The sequence below is a fragment of the [Clostridium] saccharolyticum WM1 genome (assembly GCF_000144625.1).
Lineage (GTDB): Bacteria > Bacillota > Clostridia > Lachnospirales > Lachnospiraceae > Lacrimispora > Lacrimispora saccharolytica.
In genome coordinates this window covers 1057969-1079735 of record NC_014376.1, presented here as the reverse complement: position 1 = coordinate 1079735, position 21767 = coordinate 1057969, and the positions used below count along the sequence as shown (strand labels likewise).

The window sequence follows — 21767 nt, the reverse complement described above, 5'->3', positions numbered from 1 at the left end:
TGAAAAAGTGGTATATTAGAACCATCAAATCAGTGGAGGATGGACCATGCAGGATATTATCATCAATCAAACCGCCTTGAGATTCGGGGAAGACTCCCTTTTATTTTCCATAAAGCACAAAAATGCGTATTGGAAATGGGGCAGGGAGTACAAGCCCCGCCTTGTGATCGGCGGACAGACCGTCTATTTTCAGGACGCCGCTTCCATTACCCATAACCAATGGAAAACAGGGGCAGGAGAAGGGGTCATCAGTCATTACCAAGGCTTTCTGTTAGACGGCAAGGATCTTGGACTGGCCTTTGAAACGGTATCATGGATAGAATATACCACGGAGGACATACATTTTGAATGGATTCCTTTAACAGAAAGCAGCATCCCGGTTTCGGAAGTATACTGGCCCGGATATATGGAATTTGATAAGGGAAGCGACCGTTGGTATACCCTTTTAAATATCCAGCAAGGGCTGCTCATACCAAACACCTGGGAAACAGCTCTGGAAAAGCTGCCCTTTGACGGTATGATGTGCACGGCCGGTTCTTACATGCCCTGGTTTGCCCAGATAAAGGATGGAGAAGGCTATATCGCCATTTGTGAACAGCCCTGGGATGGGGCTTATTATGCGGAGCATCCGGCAATGGGTCCCTATACCCATACCGGCATCAAATGGCTACCCAGCCTGGGTAAAATGAACAGCCGGAGAACCATGAGGTATTCCTTTCTGACGGACTGCGATTACAATGATATCTGCAAGCATTACAGAAGCTATGCAAAGGAGCAGGGCATCTTCTGTTCCCTTAAGGAAAAGTCTGCCAAAGCACCTGTTCACAAGCTGGTGGGTGCTTCCTTCATCCACAAGGGAATCAAAACCCAGGTCATGCCGGATTCCCGATTCTTTGACCCGGAAAACCCGGACAAAAACAACCATGTATACAGCTTTGAGAAAAGAACCGGTGAGATCCGCCGCTTCCACAAGGATCTGGGCCTTAAAAAACTGTATCTCCATCTGGATGGCTGGGCGGAACCAGGCTATGACAACCAGCATCCCGACTATCTTCCTGCCTGTGAAGAAGCAGGAGGCTGGGAAAAAATGAAGGAGCTTGCAGATACCATGCACGAATATGGATACTCCTTTGGCATTCACGACCAGTACCGGGATTATTACCGCAGAGCCAGAACCTTTGACCAGAATTTTGCAGCCCAAAAGCCTGATGGAACCCTTACGGAGCATGCCAACTGGGCCGGGGGGCCGCAAACCTATTTGTGTGCCACCCAGGCTCCTTATTATGTGAAAAGGAACTTTACTGAGATCAAAAAGAATGGAATAACATTAGACTGTGCCTACTTAGATGTGTTCACCTGCAACGAGCCGGATGAATGCAATCACCCATGGCACCGGATCAACCGGAAGGAATGCTTAGACTACCGGAGTCTCTGCTTTGAATATCTGCTTTCCCAGGGAATTCTTCCAAGCTCTGAAGAAGTGACGGACTGGTGCGTGAAAAGCCTGGTATTCTGCCACTATGCTCCTTATTCCTTTATGATGCACGAGCCGGGAGCCAAGCGCCAGGGAATAGGTGTACCTCTTTTTAACCTGGTATACCATGACTGTATGATCATTCCGTGGATGATGGAAAAATATGAAAAAGAAGATTTCATGCTTTATGCCCTCTTAAACGGCGGCGCACCATATTTTATCCGGGATGGGGCCTATGAGAACATCGACGGCTCCTTTGGCGGCCATCAGGCTCTCTCTGAGAAAGAGATGGCGGACCGCTGCAGGGTTGTCGCTTCCCTGCACGAAAAGGTAGCCCTGTGCGAAATGGTGTATCATGAATTCATAGAAGGTGATCCATACCGGCAGCGCACTGCATTTTCTGACGGCACTGTAGTTGAAATCGATCTGATTCACGGAGCTTATGAAATCAAAACCAGACAATAGAATCTATCCACCCATTTTTTCCCTGCCTCCTATTAAGAAACGGAATCCCTGTATTCCTTTGGGGACATTCCATAATAGCTTCGGAAGATACGGTGGAAATAGCTGGTATTATCATACCCCACTGCAATGGAGATGTCCGTCACGGAGATTCTGGTATTTAAAAGAAGGAAAGAAGCCTGATTCAGCCGTTTAATCTGCAAAAGCTCCTTATAGGTCCGGCCGGTCAGTCTTTTTACGGCCCGGCTCAGCCAGTAAATATTATAGTTAAGCAGCGCCGCAAGCTCAGTCAGCTCCCCATTCTTATAATTTTCATTAATGTAGGTAAGAACCTGAAAGATCAGCTTCTGTTCAAAGCTTTCCAGAGTATGACTGATCTTATCTGTATAATGCATGAGCTGGAGAAACAAAAGTCCCATGGTGATCTGATTGATGCGTCTTTTATTGGGCTGGTCTCCTAAAAGGGTCCACACCATATTTTCCACCAGATTCTGTACCGGCAGCACATCCGCTACCTGGAAATGAAGGTAACTGGCGTAACGGGGATCAAAACAGAGGCAGCCTACCAGAAAATCCCGGAGAAGATTTTCCTCTTCCCCCATCATTTCAAAAGCAGTATCAAAAAATTCCGGCAGGATGATGAAGTTTACACCAATATCCTCCTCTCCTGCCGGAAGGATCTCCTGAGTGGCATGCTGATTTAAAAACAGCAGCTCTCCGGTTTTTAAAATGACCTTTTCTCCGTCAATAATATGGACGGTTTCCCCCCTGCACATATAGATCACTTCAATGTAATTATGCTTGTGCTTTGGAAAATGGACAAACCTGGTGTGGGGCCTGATGGAGATCATCTTCCCGTGCTCCAGCATCTTTTTGCTGTCAATGACCAGATCCCGCCCCTCGGTATACCGGTTGCGGTCGATTTCCGTCCGCCCGTTGATTATTTCCCGTTCCTCGTCTGTAATGACTCCCAGTCGGTCTATGATCTCCTGATTCATCCGTCAGCTCCTCCTTTTTAAGCCTGTGGAAATACAAGCAGGTTTTTCCACCTGTCTTCTCCGATAGCGCTCTCCCCTAAAGCATAGGCATGAATCTCAGCCCCCTTTGCCATCAGCTTATAAATGACTGCGCCGGAATCGTCCGTATCCTTCATCCACCTGTCGTCTTTTACAATGATGCCATTTGCTACCTGAAACTGCCAGACAGCAGACTCTCCTTCTGAGTTCGTACTGGTATAAGTGATCTCTCCCTGCATCAGATCATCCTGAAAAGCACCTCTTTTAGAATTCAGCTTTGCAATGCCCTCTGTTACCCCGTCGTAATAATGATAGCCGCATTCTCCGGTTCCGTTCATTTTTCCCTTCTCCCATGTGCCGTAGGAGTAATCATAGCGCTTCCCCTCCTCCAGTTCAAGAACCTGTAGGGCAGCACATTCTCCCTCCGGCTTTCCTGATATAAAATTCCCATAAAAGACCGTGGAAGCTTTTATAAACACCAGTCCTTTGCCGGAAGATATCTTCCCTTTCATGGTTGTACCGTCATAGATGCAGGGAAAATCTTTCCATGGGATTTCATAACTGCTTAACACCCTGGCAGCGCCTTCTAAGTCCCCCTGTTCAAACAGCTCTGTCAGACGTTTTAAAAACTCCTCATCCCCGGAAGTGAGGATTATCTCATCCGATGACGTCTCCTCCAAAGGCTCTGCCAGGGCCTTTGGTTCCGCTTTTCCCACCTCTGTAAAATCCCCGGCCGGCTCTTCATATTTATTTCCATTCCTTATGGTTCCGGCAATGCTGAGCATCAGCAGCAGCAGCGTAATCAGTCCGATCCAAAGGATGATGCGAAGGTTTTCCTTTCTTTTCTGATCCTTCCAATTCTCACTCACAAGATCCCTCCTTTTGGTCACATACGGACCAGGCCTGACAAAGCAGGGCAAGTCCTGTCCTTATCTCTTCTTCCGTAAGGCTGGCATAACCAAGAACAACGGTTGACGGATAAGCATTATGCTCTTCCTGGATAAAGTATCCCGACATTCCGTAAACCTTAACCCCGGATGTTGCCGCCATATTTATGAGCAGGCTCTCTGCCCGTTTCTTTCGGTCAGTTAAGAGTAAATGAAGTCCAGCATGCTCTCCCGTGATTAAAAACTGACTTTCAAAAGGCTTAAGCCCCACTGACATCGCGTCGTGCTTTGCCTTATATACCGCCCTCATCCGGTTTAAGTGACGTTCGTAATGCCCTTCTCCCATAAACTCGTAAAGGATGTTCTGGTCAATACGGGACACTGTGGATGCATAGAAATTCATCCGCTCCCGGTAAACAGCTAGCAATGGCGCCGGCAAGACCATGTAGCTTACCCGGATGGCCGGAGCTATGGATTTGGAGAAGGTACCATAATAAATGACCCGGTTTCTTCCGTCCATTCCCTGTAAAGCAGGGATGGGCTTTCCCTTGTAGCGGAATTCACTGTCATAATCATCCTCAATGAGATACCGGCCCTCCTGTTCATAAGCCCAGGCCAGAAGCTCCTGTCTCCTTTTTACCGGCATGACTATGCCGGTGGGATATTGGTGGGAAGGCATCACATAAGCGATGTCTGCCCCGCTTTTTTTCAAAAGCTCCACATCCATTCCAGACTTGTCCATGGCAACAGGGACTACCTGGTATTTTAAGCTGCGAAAGACCCGGTATGCCTGCTTATAGGTGGGATTTTCCATGGCAATCAACCGCTCCGTCCCAAGGATCTGGGACAGCAGCATCAATAGGTATTCACTACCTGCCCCTACGATAATCTGCTCTGCCAGGCAGTTCACCCCCCGGGCAGAATGAAGATAAGACCGGATGGCTTCCCGGAAAGCAGGCTCTCCCTGGGGATCTCCCGGCATGAACATCTCCCGGTTATCGTCTACAAGGGTGTTTTTCGATATCTTCCTCCAGGTATTAAAAGGAAAGGCGCAGAGATCAATGCCCCTGGGGGAAAAGTCCACCTTCCATTCCCCGGATTTATCCCTGCCAACGGAAGAAGGAGAAAAAAATGAGGATATCTTATCCCCTTGATCCTGGCCGGTGCGCACCAGGCTCTCGATCCTGCATACAAAATACCCCTTACAGGGAACAGCCTCAATGTACCCTTCCGACAGCAGCTGTTCATAGGCCATCTGGGTGGTGCTTCGGCTGACCTTTATATTTTCTGCAAGCTGTCTTGTAGACGGGAGACGGGTCGCCGGGCCAATATTTCCCTTTTTGATTTCTTCTTTGATGTAGCTGTAAATCTGGCTGTAATAGGGCAGCCCAGGCTGATTTTTTAAGGGTATCATAAGTTCCATGAAAAACTCCTCCTTTTCTGCCCATGGGTTCTGGGCATAAAGGAATACCCCCTGGTATTCCTTTACCGGATATGAAGAAATGCCGCACGTCCTTTTTCCCCCCGGCCATGCAGCATTCTCCTCGTGTAACCGGCCTTTTGAGCCGGTCATAGGTTATTTTGTTATTTTAAAAGAACTCTTTAACGAAACAATCCGGTTAAATACCAGATGATCTTCCCTGCTGTCCTTACAGTCAATGCAGAAGAAACCGTTTCTTACAAACTGGAAGCTGTCATAAGCCTTTGCGCTTAAGAAGCCGGGCTCCACAAAGCAGTTCTTTAAGATTGTCAGAGAATTTGGATTTAAGTTTAAGCTGCCATCCTCATTAAGCTTTCCTTTTTCTTCGTCAACGATGTTTTCATACAGACGGCATTCCGCCTGTACTGCAGTGGAAGATGCCACCCAGTGAATGGTTCCCTTTACCTTTCTGCCCTCAAAGCCGGAACCGCTTTTTGTCTCCGGATCATAGGTACAATGTACCACTGTCACATTGCCGTCAGCATCCTTTTCACAGCTTGAGCAGGTGACAAAATAAGCATTCATCAGGCGGACTTCATTGCCTGGGAAAAGGCGGAAATATTTCTTAATAGGCTCTTCCATAAAGTCTTCCCGTTCGATATATAATTCTTTTCCAAAGGGGACCTTACGTTCTCCTAATTCAGGATTTTCCAGGTTGTTAGCAACATCCAGATACTCGATGGTATCCTCAGGATAGTTGTCAATGACCAGCTTCACCGGATCCAGGATCGCCATCATTCTTGGTTTTTTCAGCTTTAAATCCTCACGGATACAGTATTCCAGCATGGCATAATCCACGGAACTGTTGGCCTTTGATACGCCTACCAGATCCACAAACATGCGCAGGGATTCCGGGGTATAGCCTCTTCTTCTTAAGGCTGCAATGGATACCAGGCGGGGGTCGTCCCAGCCGTCAACGATACCGTCTTCCACCAGCTTCTTGATGTAGCGTTTTCCAGTGACCACATTGGTCAGATACAGCTTTGCAAACTCGATCTGGCGGGGCGGATTGGCATACTCGCACTCTTTGACCACCCAGTCGTAAAGAGGCCTGTGATCTTCAAATTCCAGAGTGCAGATGGAATGAGTAATGCGCTCAATGGCATCCTCAATGGGGTGGGCAAAATCATACATGGGATAAATGCACCACTGATCTCCGGTGTTATGGTGCGTCATGCGGGCCACCCGGTAAATAACCGGATCCCTCATATTGATGTTGGGAGACGCCATATCAATCTTGGCACGGAGAACCTTTTCCCCATCCTGATATTTGCCTTCCTTCATCTCTTCAAACAGCTTTAAGTTCTCTTCCACAGAGCGGTTCCGGTAAGGGCTTTCTTTTCCCGGGGTTTTAAAATCTCCCCGGTATTCCCTGATCTCTTCTGCAGTCAGATCACAGACAAATGCCTTTCCCTTCTTTATTAAAAGGACGGCACAATCATACATCTCCTGAAAATAATTGGAAGCAAAGAAAAGGCGGTCCTCAAAATCAGCACCCAGCCACTTCACATCCTCCATGATGGATTCTACAAATTCTGTTTTCTCTTTTGTCGGGTTTGTATCGTCAAAACGGAGGTTGAATTTTCCACCATACTTCTGAGCCAGGCCATAGTTCAACAATATGGATTTAGCATGTCCGATGTGCAGATAGCCGTTAGGCTCCGGCGGAAACCTGGTCTGCACATGATCGTAAACGCCCTCTGCAAGATCCTTATCTATCTCCTGTTCAATAAAGTTTTTAGAAACAACTTCTTCTTTGTTCGCTTCCATTTCTCTTCCTCCATGTCAGTAATTCCAATAATACACTATCATATCATACTTCACCTATTTAGGAAAGGGGGAAAATACAGCAAAGAAACAGGCCATAGCCCCATTGGAGCCATACCAGTCATGTTCTTGCGGTCTTCTCCCAAACCCGCTGGTTTTCCTCATACTGCTGATTGATCCAGTTCAACACCTGGATCCTTCCTTCTTCCGTAAAAGGAAAAGCCGCCCGGATTTTTTTCTCCTCGGGAGTCGCCTCATAACAATAGGGTTCCGGGTATACCACAGCGGAAAACTTCTCCTCTTCTTTTTTTACCCGGTAGCGCATCCCTTTCATGCTCCCGGTGTAAGCCTCTTTTTTAAAAAACGCCATGGGAACGAAGGTATCTTTATTAAGCATTTTACATTCCTCCTTATCGGTACTCTTCCATACATCAAACCCTATCTTACCAACCTTCCGTTGTCAAGAAGATCCTCTGCTTTTTACAGAAAATAGGAAAGGCCGCCGCCCTGCTTTGTGGAAAGCCGGGACAGCAGCCTGAGGCATTGCTCCCATATATTTCTGCCGGACAGTCTTATTTCGTTGCCCCTGGCCCTGTTTTATGCTTGCCTGAAGTACTGGAAACTCCAGGTCCGATCTCTCCCCCTGGGGTAGGAGGGCTGGATGGCGTCTCTGTCTCCGGCTCCCTTGTGGCGGGCGGAGCCGCAGTAGTGGCCGGAGCGGTTGTCTGGGGAGCCGTTGTCGGAGCTTCCGTAGGCCTGGCAGCGGTAGTCTGCTCCGTAGCAGGCTTTGTCTCACCCGGCTTCGCTGTTCCGTCAGAAGCCGCCTTGGATTCTGTTCCAGGCAAATGATAGCAGAGAACAGGAACCCCTGATGCAATATTCTCAAACATGGTCTTCGCCACAGCAGGCGGCAGGTTGACACAACCGTGTGATCCGCCGTTCTTATAGATCGTACCTCCGAAGGTACTGCGCCATGTGGCGTCATGAAAGCCGATATTACCATTAAAGGGCATCCAGTAGGACACCGGAGTCCTGTAATTTTCTCCTTTTAACGTAGCATCCCTCTGTTTATAGGTAAGGGAATATACTCCGGCAGGAGTAGACCAGCCCTTTGACTCATTGCCGGATACGAAATCCGAATCCACCACCAGCTTTCCATCTTTATAAAAATACAGATGCTGGGCCGTTAAGTTCACTTCCACGTAGGTTTTGCCGTAATCGGCTTCCCCGCGGCTGGCTGCTTTCTGTTTGTAAACCGGTTCCCTGACCACGCTCTGTCCGGAACGGATCAGCTCCGCCAGCTCATCTGCCTCGGCGCTTTGGTCGATTCTCCAGCCATAGCTGCCACCGGTGATTTTTACGGTCTGACCATAGGAGGTCTTTAAGCTTTTGGCCTTGCTTGACGTATCATATTTAGAGGCCAGCTCCTTCACATATGCAGTGACCTCGGAGCTGTTTAAATAAACCTTTCCATCCTCCCCGATGCCGGTCCACTTGGAAATCGTATCGCCGTTTAAAACTTTCTTTTCCTCTCCAAAGCTGTATGTAATGGTAACATTGGCGTATTTGTTTAATGTCTGCACCTGGGCAATCAGCTGGGGATCATCCGCCGGGATTTCAGGCTTTACATAGGCCTCAAGTTCCTCCAGGGAGATCTCCGGTTTTAAGTTTATGACAGCCTGGGAAATCTCTGTCTTCACCTTTTCCGGATCCAACTGGTTTCCTTCTTTTGCAGGCAGAATCTGATACCCCTGTCCCGATGCATATCCGGATACCCGGGCGTTTTCCGGCTTCTCCACAAGCTCATCGTTCAAACATGACAAGCCGGAAACAAGCGCTTCCAGTTTGTCCTTGTCATACTGGATCATGGTCCCAATATCGTATTCCTGGGGCGTTTTTATGTGCTTCAGCCATTGGTAGGTCTTCTGGTCAGCCAAAAGCTTTTCAAGGCTTCCGTCAAAAACCGACTCAAGGCCGATATCCTTTCCCTTTATTTCCTCTGTGTTTCCTCCTCTCTCCCTGATTGACAGCACATAGCCATCAATTCCGGAAGCGATCGACTTCTTTACTTCTTCAATGGATTTCTTAGATGCATCGACTCCATTGATCGTGGTGTTAGGAAAAAACACCTTCTCATACTGCCTGCCCATCTGAAGATAGATCAGGGCAGCAATCAGCGCCGCTGCAGCTACAGTCCCGCTTCCAATTGCTGCCCAGCCTTTTAATCCCAGTGGCTTTTTCTTTCTGCTGCGCGGTTTCACGTTTTCCATTTAATACCTACCTCTTTGCTTACCTTATCGTTCAGAGTATATTATACATGAAAACCGCGAAATTTGTCTAAATATTTACGGTATATTTCTTGACATTTTTATTACGATTTCCTCTTTCCTGTCCATTCTCCAGTACATGATGGGGGGTAAGGCTTTCCTTATAAGGATTTTAAGTGAATTCCGGCTTCTCATGATGGGAAAATATTTCATAATGCCTTTGCCTCCTTCATAAGATAAAAATAAGAATGATGAAAAGGATCTTTTATGGCACGCTATTCTCCTGTTTACGGAACAGTTACTTCCGTTAATCCCTTAATGACCTCTTCGGAAGACAAAAGCTGCAACATGATTATCTCCATCATGAGTGAGAGCCTGGGACAAACAAATTTTATAGTCACTCCCCAAACCTATGTCCTTGACCAGTACACCTTTCACACCGGTGATTCCATTGTTGCCTTCTATGATACCAAAGCGCCTGTGCCTCTTATTTATCCGCCCCAGTTTACAGCGGTCCTTCTTGCGGAAAACAGCGATGGGTATGAGGCTGTTTTAGATTATTTTGACGAAAACCTGTTGAATTCTTCTCAAACCCTGAAGCTGAACCTTTCTAATCAAAGCGAGACAACGCTCATCCTTTCCAACGGGCAGACTTACTTTTACAATCCAGGCGGCCATTTTCTTCTTGTTCTTTACGAGTTTACCACCCGAAGCATCCCGGCTGCCACCACTCCCCTGATGATCGTGGTTTTCTGCCCTCCTGAAAGAAAAACCTAGAATAGTCTTCCTTCCAACATAAAAAACACCTGGCTTCAAAGGGATTCCTCTGTAAGCCAGGCGTTTCCTGCCTGCGGATAGGAGCAAAGATGCAATGGCTATCTGTCCGCAGCCTTTATATCCTCTGCCGTCAAAAATGCACCCTCATAGCCCAGAAATTCACACAGCCTGGTGGTGTGAGGCTGCTCCAGCCTGGCCTTGGATAAGCTATCCTTTTCATAAAAAACCTCTTCTCCCGGTCCGTCGGACAGTACTTTTCCGTGAGCCATGATAATGACCCGTTCAAAGTATTCTGCAACAAAATCCATATCATGAAGGATCGCCAGTACAAATTTTCCCTTTTCCCTTAAGGTACGGACTATCTGTCCCAACACGGCCCTTCCTCCTGCATCCTGGGCTATGGTTGGTTCATCTAAAATAAGGACTCTGGGATCCATGGCCACCACCGAAGCGATGGCTACCATTTTCCTTTCCGATAAATCAAGGTCATAAGGATTTTCCTCTGCCGCCTCCATAAGTCCTACCATTGCAAGGGCCTCCGATGCCCTCTTTTGCGCCTCGCTCCGGCTCATCCCCAAATTTAAAGGTCCCACCATAACCTCTTCCATCACTCTGTTTTTAAATATCTGGTCATCCGGGTTCTGGAACACATACCCCACCTTTCCGGCAAGCTGCGCCACGGTTCTCCTGGATATATCTTCTCCTTCAAAGAGAATGCTTCCAGCCTCAGGCTTTAAAAGTCCCTTCAGCAGCTTGACCAGGGTGGTCTTCCCTGCCCCATTTTGTCCGATGATGGCGGTAGGTCTTGCATCCAGGCAAAGATCTAAGTGCTCAATTACCGGAGTATCCGGCTGGTAATGAAACCCAAGATCCTGAATTTGGAACACTTCCTGGCCCGGCTCCACGTTCCTGCCTTTTGGAAAAGTCCTGCCAATCAGCTTAGGCGGAAACTGATCCTTTAAATGTTCCATCTGTTCCAGGGTGACTGGATAAAGCTTATCATCCCCTTCCTTTCTGCTGACGCCAAGGGCCCTGCATACCTGAGTATAAACCGGCGGCTTCACACCAAGCGCTTCCAGATCATCCCTTGAAAAAATCCGTTCCGGTGTATCAAAGGCTACCTGTTTTCCTTCATGAAGAAGAAGGATCTTATGACAATAGGAGGCAAGCTTCTCTATTTTCTGCTCCACCATAATAATGGTGATGCCTGTTTTTGCCAGCTTGTCAACCACCCGGAACACCTCTTCGCTTCCCTGCGGGTCCAGCTGGGAGGTAGGCTCATCAAGGACGATGATTTTAGGCTCCATGGCGAGAATGCTGGCGATAGCCACCCTCTGGGTCTGTCCGCCGGATAGATCAAAGGGATTTCTGTCCCTGTATTCCTCAATATCCAGAAGCTTTAAATTTTTTTCCACCCTCTTAAAAATCTCATCCCTGGAAATCCCCAGGTTTTGAAGCCCAAAGGCAATTTCCTCAAAAACCGTATCCTTTGCTCCCGAAAGCTGGTTAAACGGGTTCTGGAACACAAGCCCAACCTTCTGGCACAGCGAGGCAATGGGTGTCTTCGCCGCCTCCGCTCCGTCAATGAGGATTCCTCCTCCGTAAGCCCCCCGGAACATGGTGGGAACCAGCCCGGCAAAGGCCTGGCACAAGGTGCTCTTTCCTGCCTTGTTCTCACCGGCAATCCCGATAAACTGCCCCTTTTCCACCTGAAAATCGATTCCGTCAAGAGCCAGATCTGACCTATGGGGATACCGGTATTTCAAGTTTTTCACTTCGATCAAAGCCATGCAAGCACCCTCCATATCACGGAACCGGCAATAAGCAGGACCATAAGTGACAGGAATGTCTTGTCCCTCCCATTGAACCTGTGTTCCCTTAAAAATGTCTTTTTGATCCTTGAATCAAATCCCCGTACCTCCAGGGCTATGGCCCTTTCCCTGGTGTTGATCAGGGAGCTGCTGACTACAGGCGAAATCAGGGGAATAAACGCCCTGGCCCTTACAAGCAGACTCCCCTCTGTTTCCATGCCCCGGCTTCTCTGGGCATCCATGATGGTATTCATGGTCCCCATCATCTGGGGAATGATCTGGAAAACAGAGCTGATCATATATCCGAATCTGGGAGAAAAGCCTGCCTGCTCCATGGTTTCCACCAGATCCGCAGGCTTGGTGGCCAATACAAAGGTGGCAAAGGCCAAAAGCATGTTTAAGATATTAAGCCCGATCCTGGCCGCATAAAGAAGACCTTCCTGATAAAATACAAGAGGGCCAAGACGAAACAAAGCCTTCTGGTTCTCCTGGTTAAAAAGACCGTGGATCAAAAAAATGGTAAAGATAATGGTAAAAGAAAATGCGATCAAGGGCAGAACCCTGCTTACGATCTTTCCGCTGGCCAAAAGGCATAGGCTAAGGCCTAAAAACAGGATGTACATCCAAAGCGCACCCCCGATCAGGGGTGCGCTGACAGCTGTCAGAATATAAAACATCTTGGCAAAGGGATGCAGCCTGGTTAAGAAGGTATCTTTATCCACGTAAAGACTGATACTTTTCATATAATTCTGCCTTTCCTGCTTTAATCCAGACTCATTACTTCATCATCCACTTCGTAAAGAGAGGTAAGTTTTTTGGGAAGTCCTTTGATGATGGCAAACACAATCAACAGGGTGATCAGTTTATCCGGCACATCCACGATGACTTCATCCAGGAAGGATCCAAAAGCAACAGGAAGCCCGGAAGCCTGTGACCAGGCAAAGACAGCATCTCCCCAGATATTACCCGTGGTTCCTCCCCAGAAAATGATGTTTAAAGGAGTGGAGATCACAACAGCCGTAAGGCCTGCCACACAGGCGGTGAGTATGGCCCCCGAAAGCCTTTCCATGCGTCCGAGCCTTGCCATGATTCCTACCGCCACGCCGATTCCCAGGCTGGTCAGGGCATAGACCAGGGTAATGGAATCACCTGTGGTAAAACCGTAAATCAAGTTATTGGCAGCTCCGCAGATTCCTCCGATGACAGGCCCGCCCAGTATTCCTCCGATGCAGGTGCCGATGGAATCCAGCCAAAGAGGCAGCTTTAAAACTGACGCAAAAAGCTTTCCTAAATAGTTGATTCCAATACAGGCAGGAATCAGCACAAAGCAGGCCGCGTTTAATTTGGTTTTGAATAAATTTTTCATCTCATTTCCTCCAATCATTTTTTTACAGGCTGAAAGATGGTTTTCTTTCAGCCTTGATCCAGCCGGACAAAGGCTTCCAAAGCCGTCAGGATCTCCAGATGCTCTCCCCTCATCATGGCGGACTCTCCGCCTGTATAGCTGTTGATGCTGTCCTCCAAGGATTCTTCATGTTCAACCACTACATTTAAAATAGAGGCGGTTTTCACTCCCCGCAGTCCACCCACCACAAATAACGCTGCGGTTTCCATATCAGAGCCCATCACTCCCTTTCCTGCCCAAAAGGCACAGACTTCCTTCTCCTCATCAATGTAAAAGCTGTCATGGCTTCTGGCTATTCCTACATGAGTCCTGGCACCCAGTTGCCTGGCGCTTTCCATGCAGGAAAGCAAAAGCTCCGTATCCGGCACAGCCGGAAAAATGGAATCCACATAAGAGGACGAGGCTCCGTCATCTCTGACAGCCCCATTAACCAGAATCAAATCCCCAAGACGGATTCCCTTTTGCAGCGCCCCGCAGCTTCCAATCCGGATCATGGCCTTCACCCCGATCCTGGCCAGTTCCTCCACGGCTATGGCAGCGGACGCTCCTCCAATTCCTGTGGATACCGCCATGACCGGAACTCCCCTGTATTTTCCCTTAAGACTTCGAAACTCCCTGTGAAAGGCCAGTTCCTCCACATCCGTGAGACAGGCTGCAATCCGGTCAAGACGTTTCGGGTCTCCCGGCAGCAGCCCATAGGGAACGGCATGTTCTTCCGACAGCTTAATATGAGGCATGATCTCAGCCACAGGCATCATCTCCTTTCACCCTTTTATGTCCTGAATGTAGCACAAAGAGACCATACTGTCAATCTGTTGCCACAAACTGCTCCTGATTCCCCAGGCATTTAGCCTGGCTGCCTTCCCATTTCCCCCAGGCCGCATTGACTTCTCATGCATTCGTGATAAAATGGACAAAAGAGATTTGCGAGGAGGTTTCCTATGGTCACACTTCATCTGGATGATACTGTTATTAAAAGCCTAAGCAGCAACGAACTGAACATCCTGAAATTTGTTTATGAACACACCGAAGAGATTCTGGATATGAGCATACAGTCACTGGCCTCCCAGACAGCCTATTCCTCTGCCACCATCCTGCGTTTTTGCAAGAAGCTTGGGTACTCCGGCTTTGCAGAGTTTAAATATGCACTTCGTGCCGAAGGAAGAAAAGAAGGTACAGGATCTGCCGCTTCAAAGACCCAGGCCTTCACCACCCGGATCCTGATTGACAGCCTGTGTTCCAACGTGGAAGGGACCTCCAGCCTCATATCCGAAGATCAGCTCAGCTCGGCCTTCCGGTATTTTGACAGTGACTGCCCGGTTTATTTATGGGCACCCGGAGGGATCACTTCCATTCTGAGTGACTATTTTGAGAAGCTGCTTTTTTCCATCGGACGCCAGAATGTGTACAAGATCGAATCCGGCAAAATGGGTGAGCATATCTTAAGAAACATCCATACGGAATCCCTGCTGATCTTAATCAGCACCACAGGGGATTTCGGCCCCACCCTGCGCCTTGGAAAAATTGCCCGTATGAACAACGTCCCCATCCTCTCCATCACTCCATATACCAACAATGCCGTTGCCAGCCTGGCCACTGTTAATTTCCGCTTCTTCACTGACCAGCGGGAGAACTCTGGCGCAGAATTCACCTCCAGGCTTCCCGTGTTTTACGTGATCGACGTTATTATACGAAGCTATCTTCACTACAAGCAGTCTGGCAGGGACCAGACAGAGCAGGGGGAAAATCATGATTCCATTATTTGAAAAGGCACATCAGCTTACGCTTACAGATACGGAAGAAGGGATCCTGAAGTATTTTGAATCCAATCTCCCCTCTTCTGTTTATGCTAATTTAAATGATTTAAGCGCAGGCTTATATACCTCCAATGCCACCATTGTCCGTTTCTGCCAGAAGCTGGGCTTAAAAGGCTATAACGAATTCAAATACCAGGTGCGCAAGGAATTAAAGCAGCTGCATCCTCAGACCTTCCGAGCGGATGATCTGGTCCACCACTCTCTTGCCCTGTTTAAAGACAATCTGGATCAGGTGGATGAGGAGAAACTGGAAGAAATTGCCGGGCTGTTAACCAGCGACCGGCCCATTTATATTTACGGCTCTAATTTAAGCTCCCTGGCGGCCAAATACCTCCAGACCGTCCTGACCACCCTGGACTGTCCCTGCATTCTGGTGGAGTGGCAGCGCCTGCTTAACGGACTGATATATGAGATCAGCAGCAATGCCGTTCTTTTCATCATTACAGCCCATGGGGATGCCAGGCGCTATCTATCCGTCTTTCGCAGGGCCAAGGCCCGGGGTGCCATAACAGTACTGCTTACCTGCGAAAAGGACAGCCCCCTGATCCCATATAGCACCTTCGCTCTCTGCACCAATGACCGGAATGAGGAATACCGTCATGTAGACATCAATCCCAGGCTTGGAATATTCACCATGATCCAGCTCCTTATAGAACTGGCAGCCAGGATCAAACAGAATTCCCCGGCAGAGGAAGGCGGCACTGCCCCTCCGCCCGGAATATAGAAAAAGCTGTCTGACCATAACTGCACGGTCAGACAGCTTTCTTTGTTTTTAATATTTTAATATTTCCCTTACGTTGGATGCAATTCCTTCCACCTTTGGTCCATAAATCACCTGAATGTGGCTATCGCTGGAACGGACAAATCCCATTGCACCGGTTTTCTTTAAAAGCTCTTCACTTACCAGTCCCATATCCTTTATGTCCACACGAAGCCTGGTCAGACAGTTGTTCACCACTGCAATATTTCCGGTTCCTCCAAGACCCTCTATAATTCTGGATGCCAGGGCATGCTGCTTATCTTCCATGGAGCTCCCCCGGGAACCTGTCTCCTGTTCTTCGTCAGATACGTCAATGGAAAGCTGTTTTTTTGTCAAATAGCTTTTGAAAACAAAATAATAGGCCAGGGAAAAGAAGGGTCCTGTGATAATTACCCAGTACCAGCGGGATCCCGGCTGGAACACGCCCCAGATCAGAAAATCGATCAGTCCGCCGCCTGTGTTTCCGATAATGACGTTACAAGCCGCCATGAGCAGAAAGGACAGTCCTCCCATGACTGCGTGGAAGAGAAACAGGGGGGGAGCAATAAACATAAATGAGAATTCCAGGGGTTCGGTGATTCCTGACACAATGCTGGCTGCAACACCTGCAATCATGAGAGCTTTTACCTTGCTTTTTTTCTCCGGAGGAGAGGTCCTGTAGATCGCCAAAGCCGCTGCCGGAAGTCCGAACATCATCATGGGCATTTTCCCCTGTCCTAAAAATACGGTGAATTGCCTGAGCTCAGAAATGTCTACCTTATCAACAAACTGCAAAAAGATATTCAGGCATCCTTCCACGCCTTCATAGGTTCCTCCTATGGAGGTGGTGCGGAATATGCCGTTTAAAACGTGATGCAGGCCGGTGGGAATCAGTAGACGTTCCAGGAATCCGTAGCCAAATACCCCGGCCAGCCCTGTGGCAGATATCAGACCTCCCATGCCGTCAATGACCATGGACACAGGCGACCAGATGATCGGAGCCACCAGCCCCACCACAGCCATGGCCATGATGACCACAATGGCCACAAAACGTTTGCCGCCATAAAAGGAAATGGCTACCGGGAAGGTGATTTTGTGATACCGGTTATGGAGCGAAGCGGTTATGATACCGGAAACAATACCGGCAACTGCTCCCATATCCAGCGTCTCAACACCCAGAATCGTGGATATCTTTAAAGCCCCGAAATTCATGAAACCGGAGTTGATCATACATGATGATGCCACGAGAAACGTATAATATCCGATAAAGCCTGCAAATGCGGCTATTTCCTTTTCATCCCTGGCCATGCCAAAGGAAATGGAAATGGAAAAAAGAACCGGAATCAGTGTAAAAACAACCCCTGATACTTTATTTAATGTAGAAATAATGAATAATATAAGCCCCTGCTGTAATAACGGAACCGCCGCCTGTACCTGCGCCTTCATAAGCGCCGAAGTCAGCCCCAGTACAATTCCGCAGGCAGCCAAAGCTGCTATGGGCATCAGTAAGCTACGCCCTAAAGCAGAGAAAAAGTCCATCACCCTGTTTTTTTTCATGATAATATCCTCTCCCGCCGCAGTCACCCTTTTGCTGCGGCGTTACATCCTGTTTTCTTATGTTTTCCCGGGTGAGCATATTTCATCTCAATCCCTTCAACTTCCTTCTGCCGTATCCCCTTATTTTAACTCCGGCCACATGCCTTTATTAGCCTCAATCAAAGCATCAAGCACCTTTCTTGCCTTTTTTCCATCGTTGATCAGCCGGTTTAAGGTAAATGCCTCCAGAGCCTTTTGATAGGAATTCTCAAAATATGCATCTACGATCAGCTTTTCACAGGATACCTGGTTTACCAGAAGTCCCAGATAGAACTGGGGAATATTTCCCACCCTCATGGGGCGCGGGCCATTTGCTCCAAGCTCGCACACCACCTCTACCATGGCATCATTTTGCATATTGGCAATGGCTCCGTTATTTTCCACGATCATAATATGCCTGTCATTCTTATTATAAGCAATGGATTCCGCAACCTTGATCATCATTTCCGCATGGGCATCGGAGATCTCATCAAACTTGTCTCCCAGCCTTCCTTCCCGGATCACCTCTGCGCATTCCCCGAATACCCGTTTTTCTCTTCCTGCCATCACCTCATCGGCCCTGGTAAAGTCAGGATCCAGATGGCTGGCCTTGTATTCCGGATACAAATAATACTGGTCATAGGTATTCGGAAGAAATTGCGGAAAATCCTCCATAATGGTCTTCACCATTCCATAGGTATCCAGCCAGGATTTGTCCCTTTGCTCCGCATCCTGGGGCAGGAAGCCGTTCCGGGCAACCATTTCCCTGATCTTTGGAAGCAGGTCTTCCCCTGTACGGATATCATACATATGGGTAAACCAGCCATAGTGATTCAGTCCGAAATATACCGGATCCAAATCCTCCCAACTGCACTGTAAAAGCCTGCTGCAGGAGCGGACTACGTTTTCCGGCTGGTCACAGATGTTTAAAATTCTCTTGTCATCCGGAAATTCCCTGCGGAGCGCTTCCGCCACAATAGCTGCCGGATTGGAATAATTCAGGATCCATGCTTCCGGCGCATAGGTACGGATTTGGTGTACCGCCTTGATCATGTCCACACAAGACCGAAGACCATAGGCCATACCGCCTGCCCCGCAGGTTTCCTGTCCCACCAGTCCCATGCTAAGGGGAATGTGTTCATCCTTTGCCCGCATGGGAAGTCCTCCGGCGCGCATCTGCATGAACACGAAATCCATTCCTTCATAGGCTTCCCGGATATCCGTGGTATAAGAGAAATCCAGCTCCGGAAACCGCTCCTTAAAGAGAATCTCACCGTACTTTCCAATGGGCTCCTGGCGGTCGCTGTCTATGTCAAAGAGCACCAGCTTCTTTAGGGGAAACGCTTCCCTCAGTCTGACAAATGACTTCAGGAATCCAAGTGTAAAGGTGCTTCCCCCTCCGACGATACAAACACGAAATGCTTTCATTGATTTTCTCCTTTTCTACATTTTTGTTGTCCTCTTCTGATGGCCTAATGATACTTCATTTCATTTCGCATGTAAATAGTTTCAAGTATATACGGATACTATCACATATTTTATTATTTGTTACTATAATAGTAATATTTTTCACGTTATGGAATATGGCCACTGAGTCTGGAACCAATGGTTGAAAAAGGGATAGAGCCGATGGAAAAACACGATGCCAAAAAGGGCCGCTGCAAAAATAAGTGATTGCTTACTTATTTTTGCAGCGGCCCGCTTCATTTCCATTACTCTTGACGTACGATTACTTTTCTTATTATTCTCCTGATTAATAATGGCAAATTACAGGAATCCCTGAGTAGACCAAGCCGTATAATTCCTTTGCCTTATCCGGCGGAAGGTTAACACAGCCATGGCTTCCCTTTGTCTGATAGATGTCTCCGCCGAACCTGGTTCTCCAGTTGGCGTCATGAAGACCGATCCCTCCGTTAAACGGCATCCAGTAATTCACATGACTTTCATATTCGTAGGTTCCGTCCGCTTGTTTCGCTCCCCGCAGGACCCGGTCTGTTTCCTTATAGGAAAGGGTGAAAATACCTTCCGGAGTTGTGTTATCTTTGGAAACATTTCCAGTTACACAGGGGGAATTCCATACCAGAACACCACCCTTATACATGTAAACATGCTGGGCCGCCAGATCTATCTCAACAAAATTCCCGCCCCAGGCTTTGCTCCGGTCAGCCACTGTCTGAACATACTTTGGTTCCCTTTTCTGGCTTTGTCCGGTCTGAATGAGAGCAGCCAGGGCAGCGGTTTCTCCCGTCTGATCCAACTTGCGGCCACAGGAACCAGGAAGAAGATAGGCTTTTCCATCTGTGACACGAAATGCCCGTTCTTTTCCTGCGGTATCATACTTGTCTGCCAGAGCCTTTATATAAGCGGAAGTCTTATCTCCTCTTACGTTAATCACCTCTCCCGTCATCCCCGATATCCAGGAACAGATTTCCTCTCCTTTTAAGACCTCTGACTGGTCTCCAAAGGCATAGGTGATTTCCATTTCCCTTACGCGGTTAAGGGCATCCCGTTGGGCGATCAATCCTGCATCCTCTGAGGTTACGGTTACGGTATCATAACAGCCTGATTCCTCTATGTCTATTTGAGGAAGTTCTTCATTTAACGCAGCCTTGACTGCTGCTTCCAGTTTTTCAAGGTTCACGCTGTTACCCTGTACTTCCGGAAGGATGGCAAAGGGAATTCCCTGCTGCCAGTCAGAAATCCGGGCATTCCTCGTAACCGTAATATCCTTTCCGCTGATGCAGGAGAGAGAATTCAGCTTTTCTTTCAGCTTTCCTGCATCATAGCTGACCACGCCCTTTTGGGTATGGGTATTGTCTGCGGCAGGTCCTGCCACCCGTCCCGCGGCATTCTGTTCCTCCAGTACCGCCTGAAGCCCTTCCGTAAGGACCACCTGATAGCCGATTTCCGGGCCGCTGATCACCTCGGTTACGCCGCCCTTCTCCTTCACCGAGAGCTGATATTCCCTGCCATAAAAGCCTTCTATCTGTATCTTCGCTTCTTCAACCGTCATTCCTCCCACAAGGACACCATTGATTTTGGTCCCTGGAACAAATTTTGAAGGATCATCTGCCAATGCAATCGTTGTCCCTGCCAGCAGAAATATGACTGCAAGGAAAACGCTCTTTCCCACCGTAATCCCATGAATTCCTTTCCTGATCATTGCCTTGAATCCTTTTCTGAATATTATGGAACATCATTCCACGGTTATTAGGGTAACACGATTTTAAGGGAATCACAAGAAAAATCATTCCCCATTTTTCTCCACTTTAGAATAAAGGAACACGGCAAACATGGCCGTTACCAATCGCAAAGCTTGGAAGCCGACACAAACGAGGGAGATAGGTATTTTAAGCACCAGCTGAAAATGCTGTGTCCAAGCAGGTTAGAGAATACCGCCAGGAGAAGCCCTACCACGTAGAACTGAGCCCATACCCAAAGAAAGGAATCCCTGCCCCTGCCGTAACGGCACAAAGCGCCAGTGCACAAAAGGCATAAACGATATAAGTGTAGGATGTTGTCGAAATTCCCTTTCGTACTACGGCCTATGAGCGTATAAACAGCGGAAAATACGGCGGCCGCCAGGGCAAGACCGTCTCCCGGCAAATGATCCCCTCCCGCTGAATAATCGGACAGGGCGATAAGCAGGCTGCCAAATACGGTGACAGCTATGCTTGCCAGAGGAGGTTTTCCCAGCCAGCCTTTTAAGAACACAACAAATCCCATTGCCACCCAGATGACCTCCGTGCAAACGATTGCCGTTGAGCTTGCCACAGAGGTCTGCTTACATGACTCAAACCATGCCGTAAAATGAAGGGACAGAAAGATTCCGCTCACCCCGCACAATGCCATGGTTTTCCTGTCCGTACGCTTCAGTTCCTCCCGGATCTGTGATTTCCCTAACACCACCGGTGTCATAAGACCCACCGTCCATAACAGCCGGTAAGCAGCCGTCACTACGGAAGGCGCATGGGAATATTCCTTGTCTCTGTGCAAATCCTTTGATTATACCATCACTTCCAGTATTTTCAAAGCATGATAAGGGATGAGAGAAAAACTGCACGGTCAGGCTCATGTCGTTTTTATTATCATTTTACCGTCATGCATATGATTTTTTTATCATATTTGAGGGAAATATAAGGCTATTTCCCTATATTTATGCAGTTAATATTATCATTCGACATGTAATCATTACTTTTTTTTATGTATTTGTGGATTTACTATTGTTTCTCAGTAAAAGATCCGCAGAGTCTGTTGCCTCTGCGGATCTTTATTCTTTTCCTTAATGTC

General features: G+C 48.0%; 17 protein-coding genes and 1 pseudogene. 4 read left to right on the top strand and 14 right to left on the bottom strand.

What is annotated here, in order from left to right; all coding sequences use genetic code 11:
- Positions 1–46 precede the first annotated feature (46 nt).
- The gene (locus CLOSA_RS05115; protein ID WP_013271705.1) at positions 47–1939 is read left to right on the top strand and encodes a DUF5696 domain-containing protein; all 1893 of its coding nucleotides are present in this window, start codon (positions 47–49) and stop codon (positions 1937–1939) included.
- Positions 1940–1971: 32 nt separating this feature from the next.
- Here the strand turns inward: CLOSA_RS05115 and CLOSA_RS05110 are convergent, their stop codons facing one another.
- From CLOSA_RS05110 to CLOSA_RS05085, 6 genes are all read right to left on the bottom strand, one after another.
- Complete coding sequence (locus CLOSA_RS05110; protein WP_013271704.1) at positions 1972–2934, bottom strand: AraC family transcriptional regulator; 963 nt, start codon at positions 2932–2934, stop codon at positions 1972–1974.
- 17 nt (positions 2935–2951) lie between these two features.
- Positions 2952–3821 (bottom strand): MORN repeat-containing protein, encoded by an 870-nt coding sequence (locus CLOSA_RS05105; RefSeq protein WP_013271703.1) that lies wholly within the window; start codon positions 3819–3821, stop codon positions 2952–2954.
- The gene (gene pdxR / locus CLOSA_RS05100) at positions 3814–5262 is read right to left on the bottom strand and encodes a MocR-like pyridoxine biosynthesis transcription factor PdxR (RefSeq protein WP_013271702.1); all 1449 of its coding nucleotides are present in this window, start codon (positions 5260–5262) and stop codon (positions 3814–3816) included. Before pdxR ends, CLOSA_RS05105 begins: the two co-directional genes overlap by 8 nt.
- A gap of 153 nt (positions 5263–5415) precedes the next feature.
- Complete coding sequence (locus CLOSA_RS05095; RefSeq protein WP_013271701.1) at positions 5416–7089, bottom strand: glutamine--tRNA ligase/YqeY domain fusion protein; 1674 nt, start codon at positions 7087–7089, stop codon at positions 5416–5418.
- Positions 7090–7207: 118 nt separating this feature from the next.
- Positions 7208–7483, bottom strand: a complete 276-nt coding sequence (locus CLOSA_RS05090) for a hypothetical protein (RefSeq protein WP_013271700.1) — start codon at positions 7481–7483, stop codon at positions 7208–7210.
- Between the two features lie 175 nt (positions 7484–7658).
- A complete protein-coding gene (locus CLOSA_RS05085; protein ID WP_013271699.1) occupies positions 7659–9356 on the bottom strand; it encodes a L,D-transpeptidase family protein in 1698 nt (565 codons plus the stop codon).
- A 264-nt stretch (positions 9357–9620) separates the two neighbouring features.
- Between CLOSA_RS05085 and CLOSA_RS05080 the strand changes: the two genes are divergently transcribed.
- Positions 9621–10130, top strand: coding sequence for a hypothetical protein (locus tag CLOSA_RS05080; protein WP_013271697.1), 510 nt, complete (start codon positions 9621–9623; stop codon positions 10128–10130).
- A 98-nt stretch (positions 10131–10228) separates the two neighbouring features.
- On the opposite strand, the gene CLOSA_RS05075 is transcribed toward CLOSA_RS05080, so the two are convergent.
- From CLOSA_RS05075 to CLOSA_RS05060, 4 genes are read right to left on the bottom strand one after another with little or no spacing between them, the layout of a single operon-like run.
- Positions 10229–11920: an ABC transporter ATP-binding protein gene (locus CLOSA_RS05075; protein WP_013271696.1), complete on the bottom strand. Its 1692-nt coding sequence runs from the start codon at positions 11918–11920 to the stop codon at positions 10229–10231.
- Positions 11911–12684, bottom strand: coding sequence for an energy-coupling factor transporter transmembrane component T family protein (locus CLOSA_RS05070; protein ID WP_013271695.1), 774 nt, complete (start codon positions 12682–12684; stop codon positions 11911–11913). Before CLOSA_RS05070 ends, CLOSA_RS05075 begins: the two co-directional genes overlap by 10 nt.
- 20 nt (positions 12685–12704) lie before the next feature.
- A complete protein-coding gene (locus tag CLOSA_RS05065) occupies positions 12705–13307 on the bottom strand; it encodes an ECF transporter S component (protein ID WP_013271694.1) in 603 nt (200 codons plus the stop codon).
- A 47-nt stretch (positions 13308–13354) separates the two neighbouring features.
- On the bottom strand, positions 13355–14095 hold the full coding sequence (locus CLOSA_RS05060; protein WP_013271693.1) for a nucleoside phosphorylase: 741 nt from the start codon (positions 14093–14095) through the stop codon (positions 13355–13357).
- 192 nt (positions 14096–14287) lie between these two features.
- Here CLOSA_RS05060 and CLOSA_RS05055 point away from each other — a divergent pair, with 192 nt between their 5' ends.
- Positions 14288–15112 carry a MurR/RpiR family transcriptional regulator gene (locus CLOSA_RS05055; RefSeq protein ID WP_013271692.1) on the top strand — a complete coding sequence of 275 codons (825 nt, stop codon included), beginning with the start codon at positions 14288–14290 and terminating at the stop codon, positions 15110–15112.
- Positions 15096–15887, top strand: coding sequence for a MurR/RpiR family transcriptional regulator (locus tag CLOSA_RS05050; protein ID WP_013271691.1), 792 nt, complete (start codon positions 15096–15098; stop codon positions 15885–15887). Before CLOSA_RS05055 ends, CLOSA_RS05050 begins: the two co-directional genes overlap by 17 nt.
- 48 nt (positions 15888–15935) lie before the next feature.
- On the opposite strand, the gene CLOSA_RS05045 is transcribed toward CLOSA_RS05050, so the two are convergent.
- The 4 genes and pseudogenes from CLOSA_RS05045 to CLOSA_RS05030 all read right to left on the bottom strand — a co-directional run.
- On the bottom strand, positions 15936–17459 hold the full coding sequence (locus tag CLOSA_RS05045; RefSeq protein WP_013271690.1) for a PTS transporter subunit EIIC: 1524 nt from the start codon (positions 17457–17459) through the stop codon (positions 15936–15938).
- A 120-nt stretch (positions 17460–17579) separates the two neighbouring features.
- Positions 17580–18905 (bottom strand): 6-phospho-alpha-glucosidase, encoded by a 1326-nt coding sequence (locus tag CLOSA_RS05040; protein WP_013271689.1) that lies wholly within the window; start codon positions 18903–18905, stop codon positions 17580–17582.
- A 325-nt stretch (positions 18906–19230) separates the two neighbouring features.
- Positions 19231–20640, bottom strand: a complete 1410-nt coding sequence (locus CLOSA_RS05035) for a L,D-transpeptidase family protein (protein WP_013271688.1) — start codon at positions 20638–20640, stop codon at positions 19231–19233.
- A 143-nt stretch (positions 20641–20783) separates the two neighbouring features.
- A pseudogene (locus CLOSA_RS05030) lies at positions 20784–21473 on the bottom strand (DMT family transporter); the annotation flags it as partial.
- Between the last annotated feature and the right edge of the window lie 294 nt (positions 21474–21767).

What these genes read in the sequence shown, in the direction of transcription:
- CLOSA_RS05115 (WP_013271705.1), top strand. Translation starts at nt 47, where the DNA reads ATGCAGGATATTATCATCAATCAAACCGCCTTGAGATTCGGGGAAGAC.
- CLOSA_RS05110 (WP_013271704.1), bottom strand. Translation starts at nt 2,934, where the DNA reads ATGAATCAGGAGATCATAGACCGACTGGGAGTCATTACAGACGAGGAA.
- pdxR (WP_013271702.1), bottom strand. Translation starts at nt 5,262, where the DNA reads ATGGAACTTATGATACCCTTAAAAAATCAGCCTGGGCTGCCCTATTAC.
- CLOSA_RS05095 (WP_013271701.1), bottom strand. Translation starts at nt 7,089, where the DNA reads ATGGAAGCGAACAAAGAAGAAGTTGTTTCTAAAAACTTTATTGAACAG.
- CLOSA_RS05090 (WP_013271700.1), bottom strand. Translation starts at nt 7,483, where the DNA reads ATGCTTAATAAAGATACCTTCGTTCCCATGGCGTTTTTTAAAAAAGAG.
- CLOSA_RS05085 (WP_013271699.1), bottom strand. Translation starts at nt 9,356, where the DNA reads ATGGAAAACGTGAAACCGCGCAGCAGAAAGAAAAAGCCACTGGGATTA.
- CLOSA_RS05080 (WP_013271697.1), top strand. Translation starts at nt 9,621, where the DNA reads ATGGCACGCTATTCTCCTGTTTACGGAACAGTTACTTCCGTTAATCCC.
- CLOSA_RS05075 (WP_013271696.1), bottom strand. Translation starts at nt 11,920, where the DNA reads ATGGCTTTGATCGAAGTGAAAAACTTGAAATACCGGTATCCCCATAGG.
- CLOSA_RS05070 (WP_013271695.1), bottom strand. Translation starts at nt 12,684, where the DNA reads ATGAAAAGTATCAGTCTTTACGTGGATAAAGATACCTTCTTAACCAGG.
- CLOSA_RS05065 (WP_013271694.1), bottom strand. Translation starts at nt 13,307, where the DNA reads ATGAAAAATTTATTCAAAACCAAATTAAACGCGGCCTGCTTTGTGCTG.
- CLOSA_RS05055 (WP_013271692.1), top strand. Translation starts at nt 14,288, where the DNA reads ATGGTCACACTTCATCTGGATGATACTGTTATTAAAAGCCTAAGCAGC.
- CLOSA_RS05050 (WP_013271691.1), top strand. Translation starts at nt 15,096, where the DNA reads ATGATTCCATTATTTGAAAAGGCACATCAGCTTACGCTTACAGATACG.
- CLOSA_RS05045 (WP_013271690.1), bottom strand. Translation starts at nt 17,459, where the DNA reads ATGAAAAAAAACAGGGTGATGGACTTTTTCTCTGCTTTAGGGCGTAGC.
- CLOSA_RS05040 (WP_013271689.1), bottom strand. Translation starts at nt 18,905, where the DNA reads ATGAAAGCATTTCGTGTTTGTATCGTCGGAGGGGGAAGCACCTTTACA.
- CLOSA_RS05035 (WP_013271688.1), bottom strand. Translation starts at nt 20,640, where the DNA reads ATGATCAGGAAAGGAATTCATGGGATTACGGTGGGAAAGAGCGTTTTC.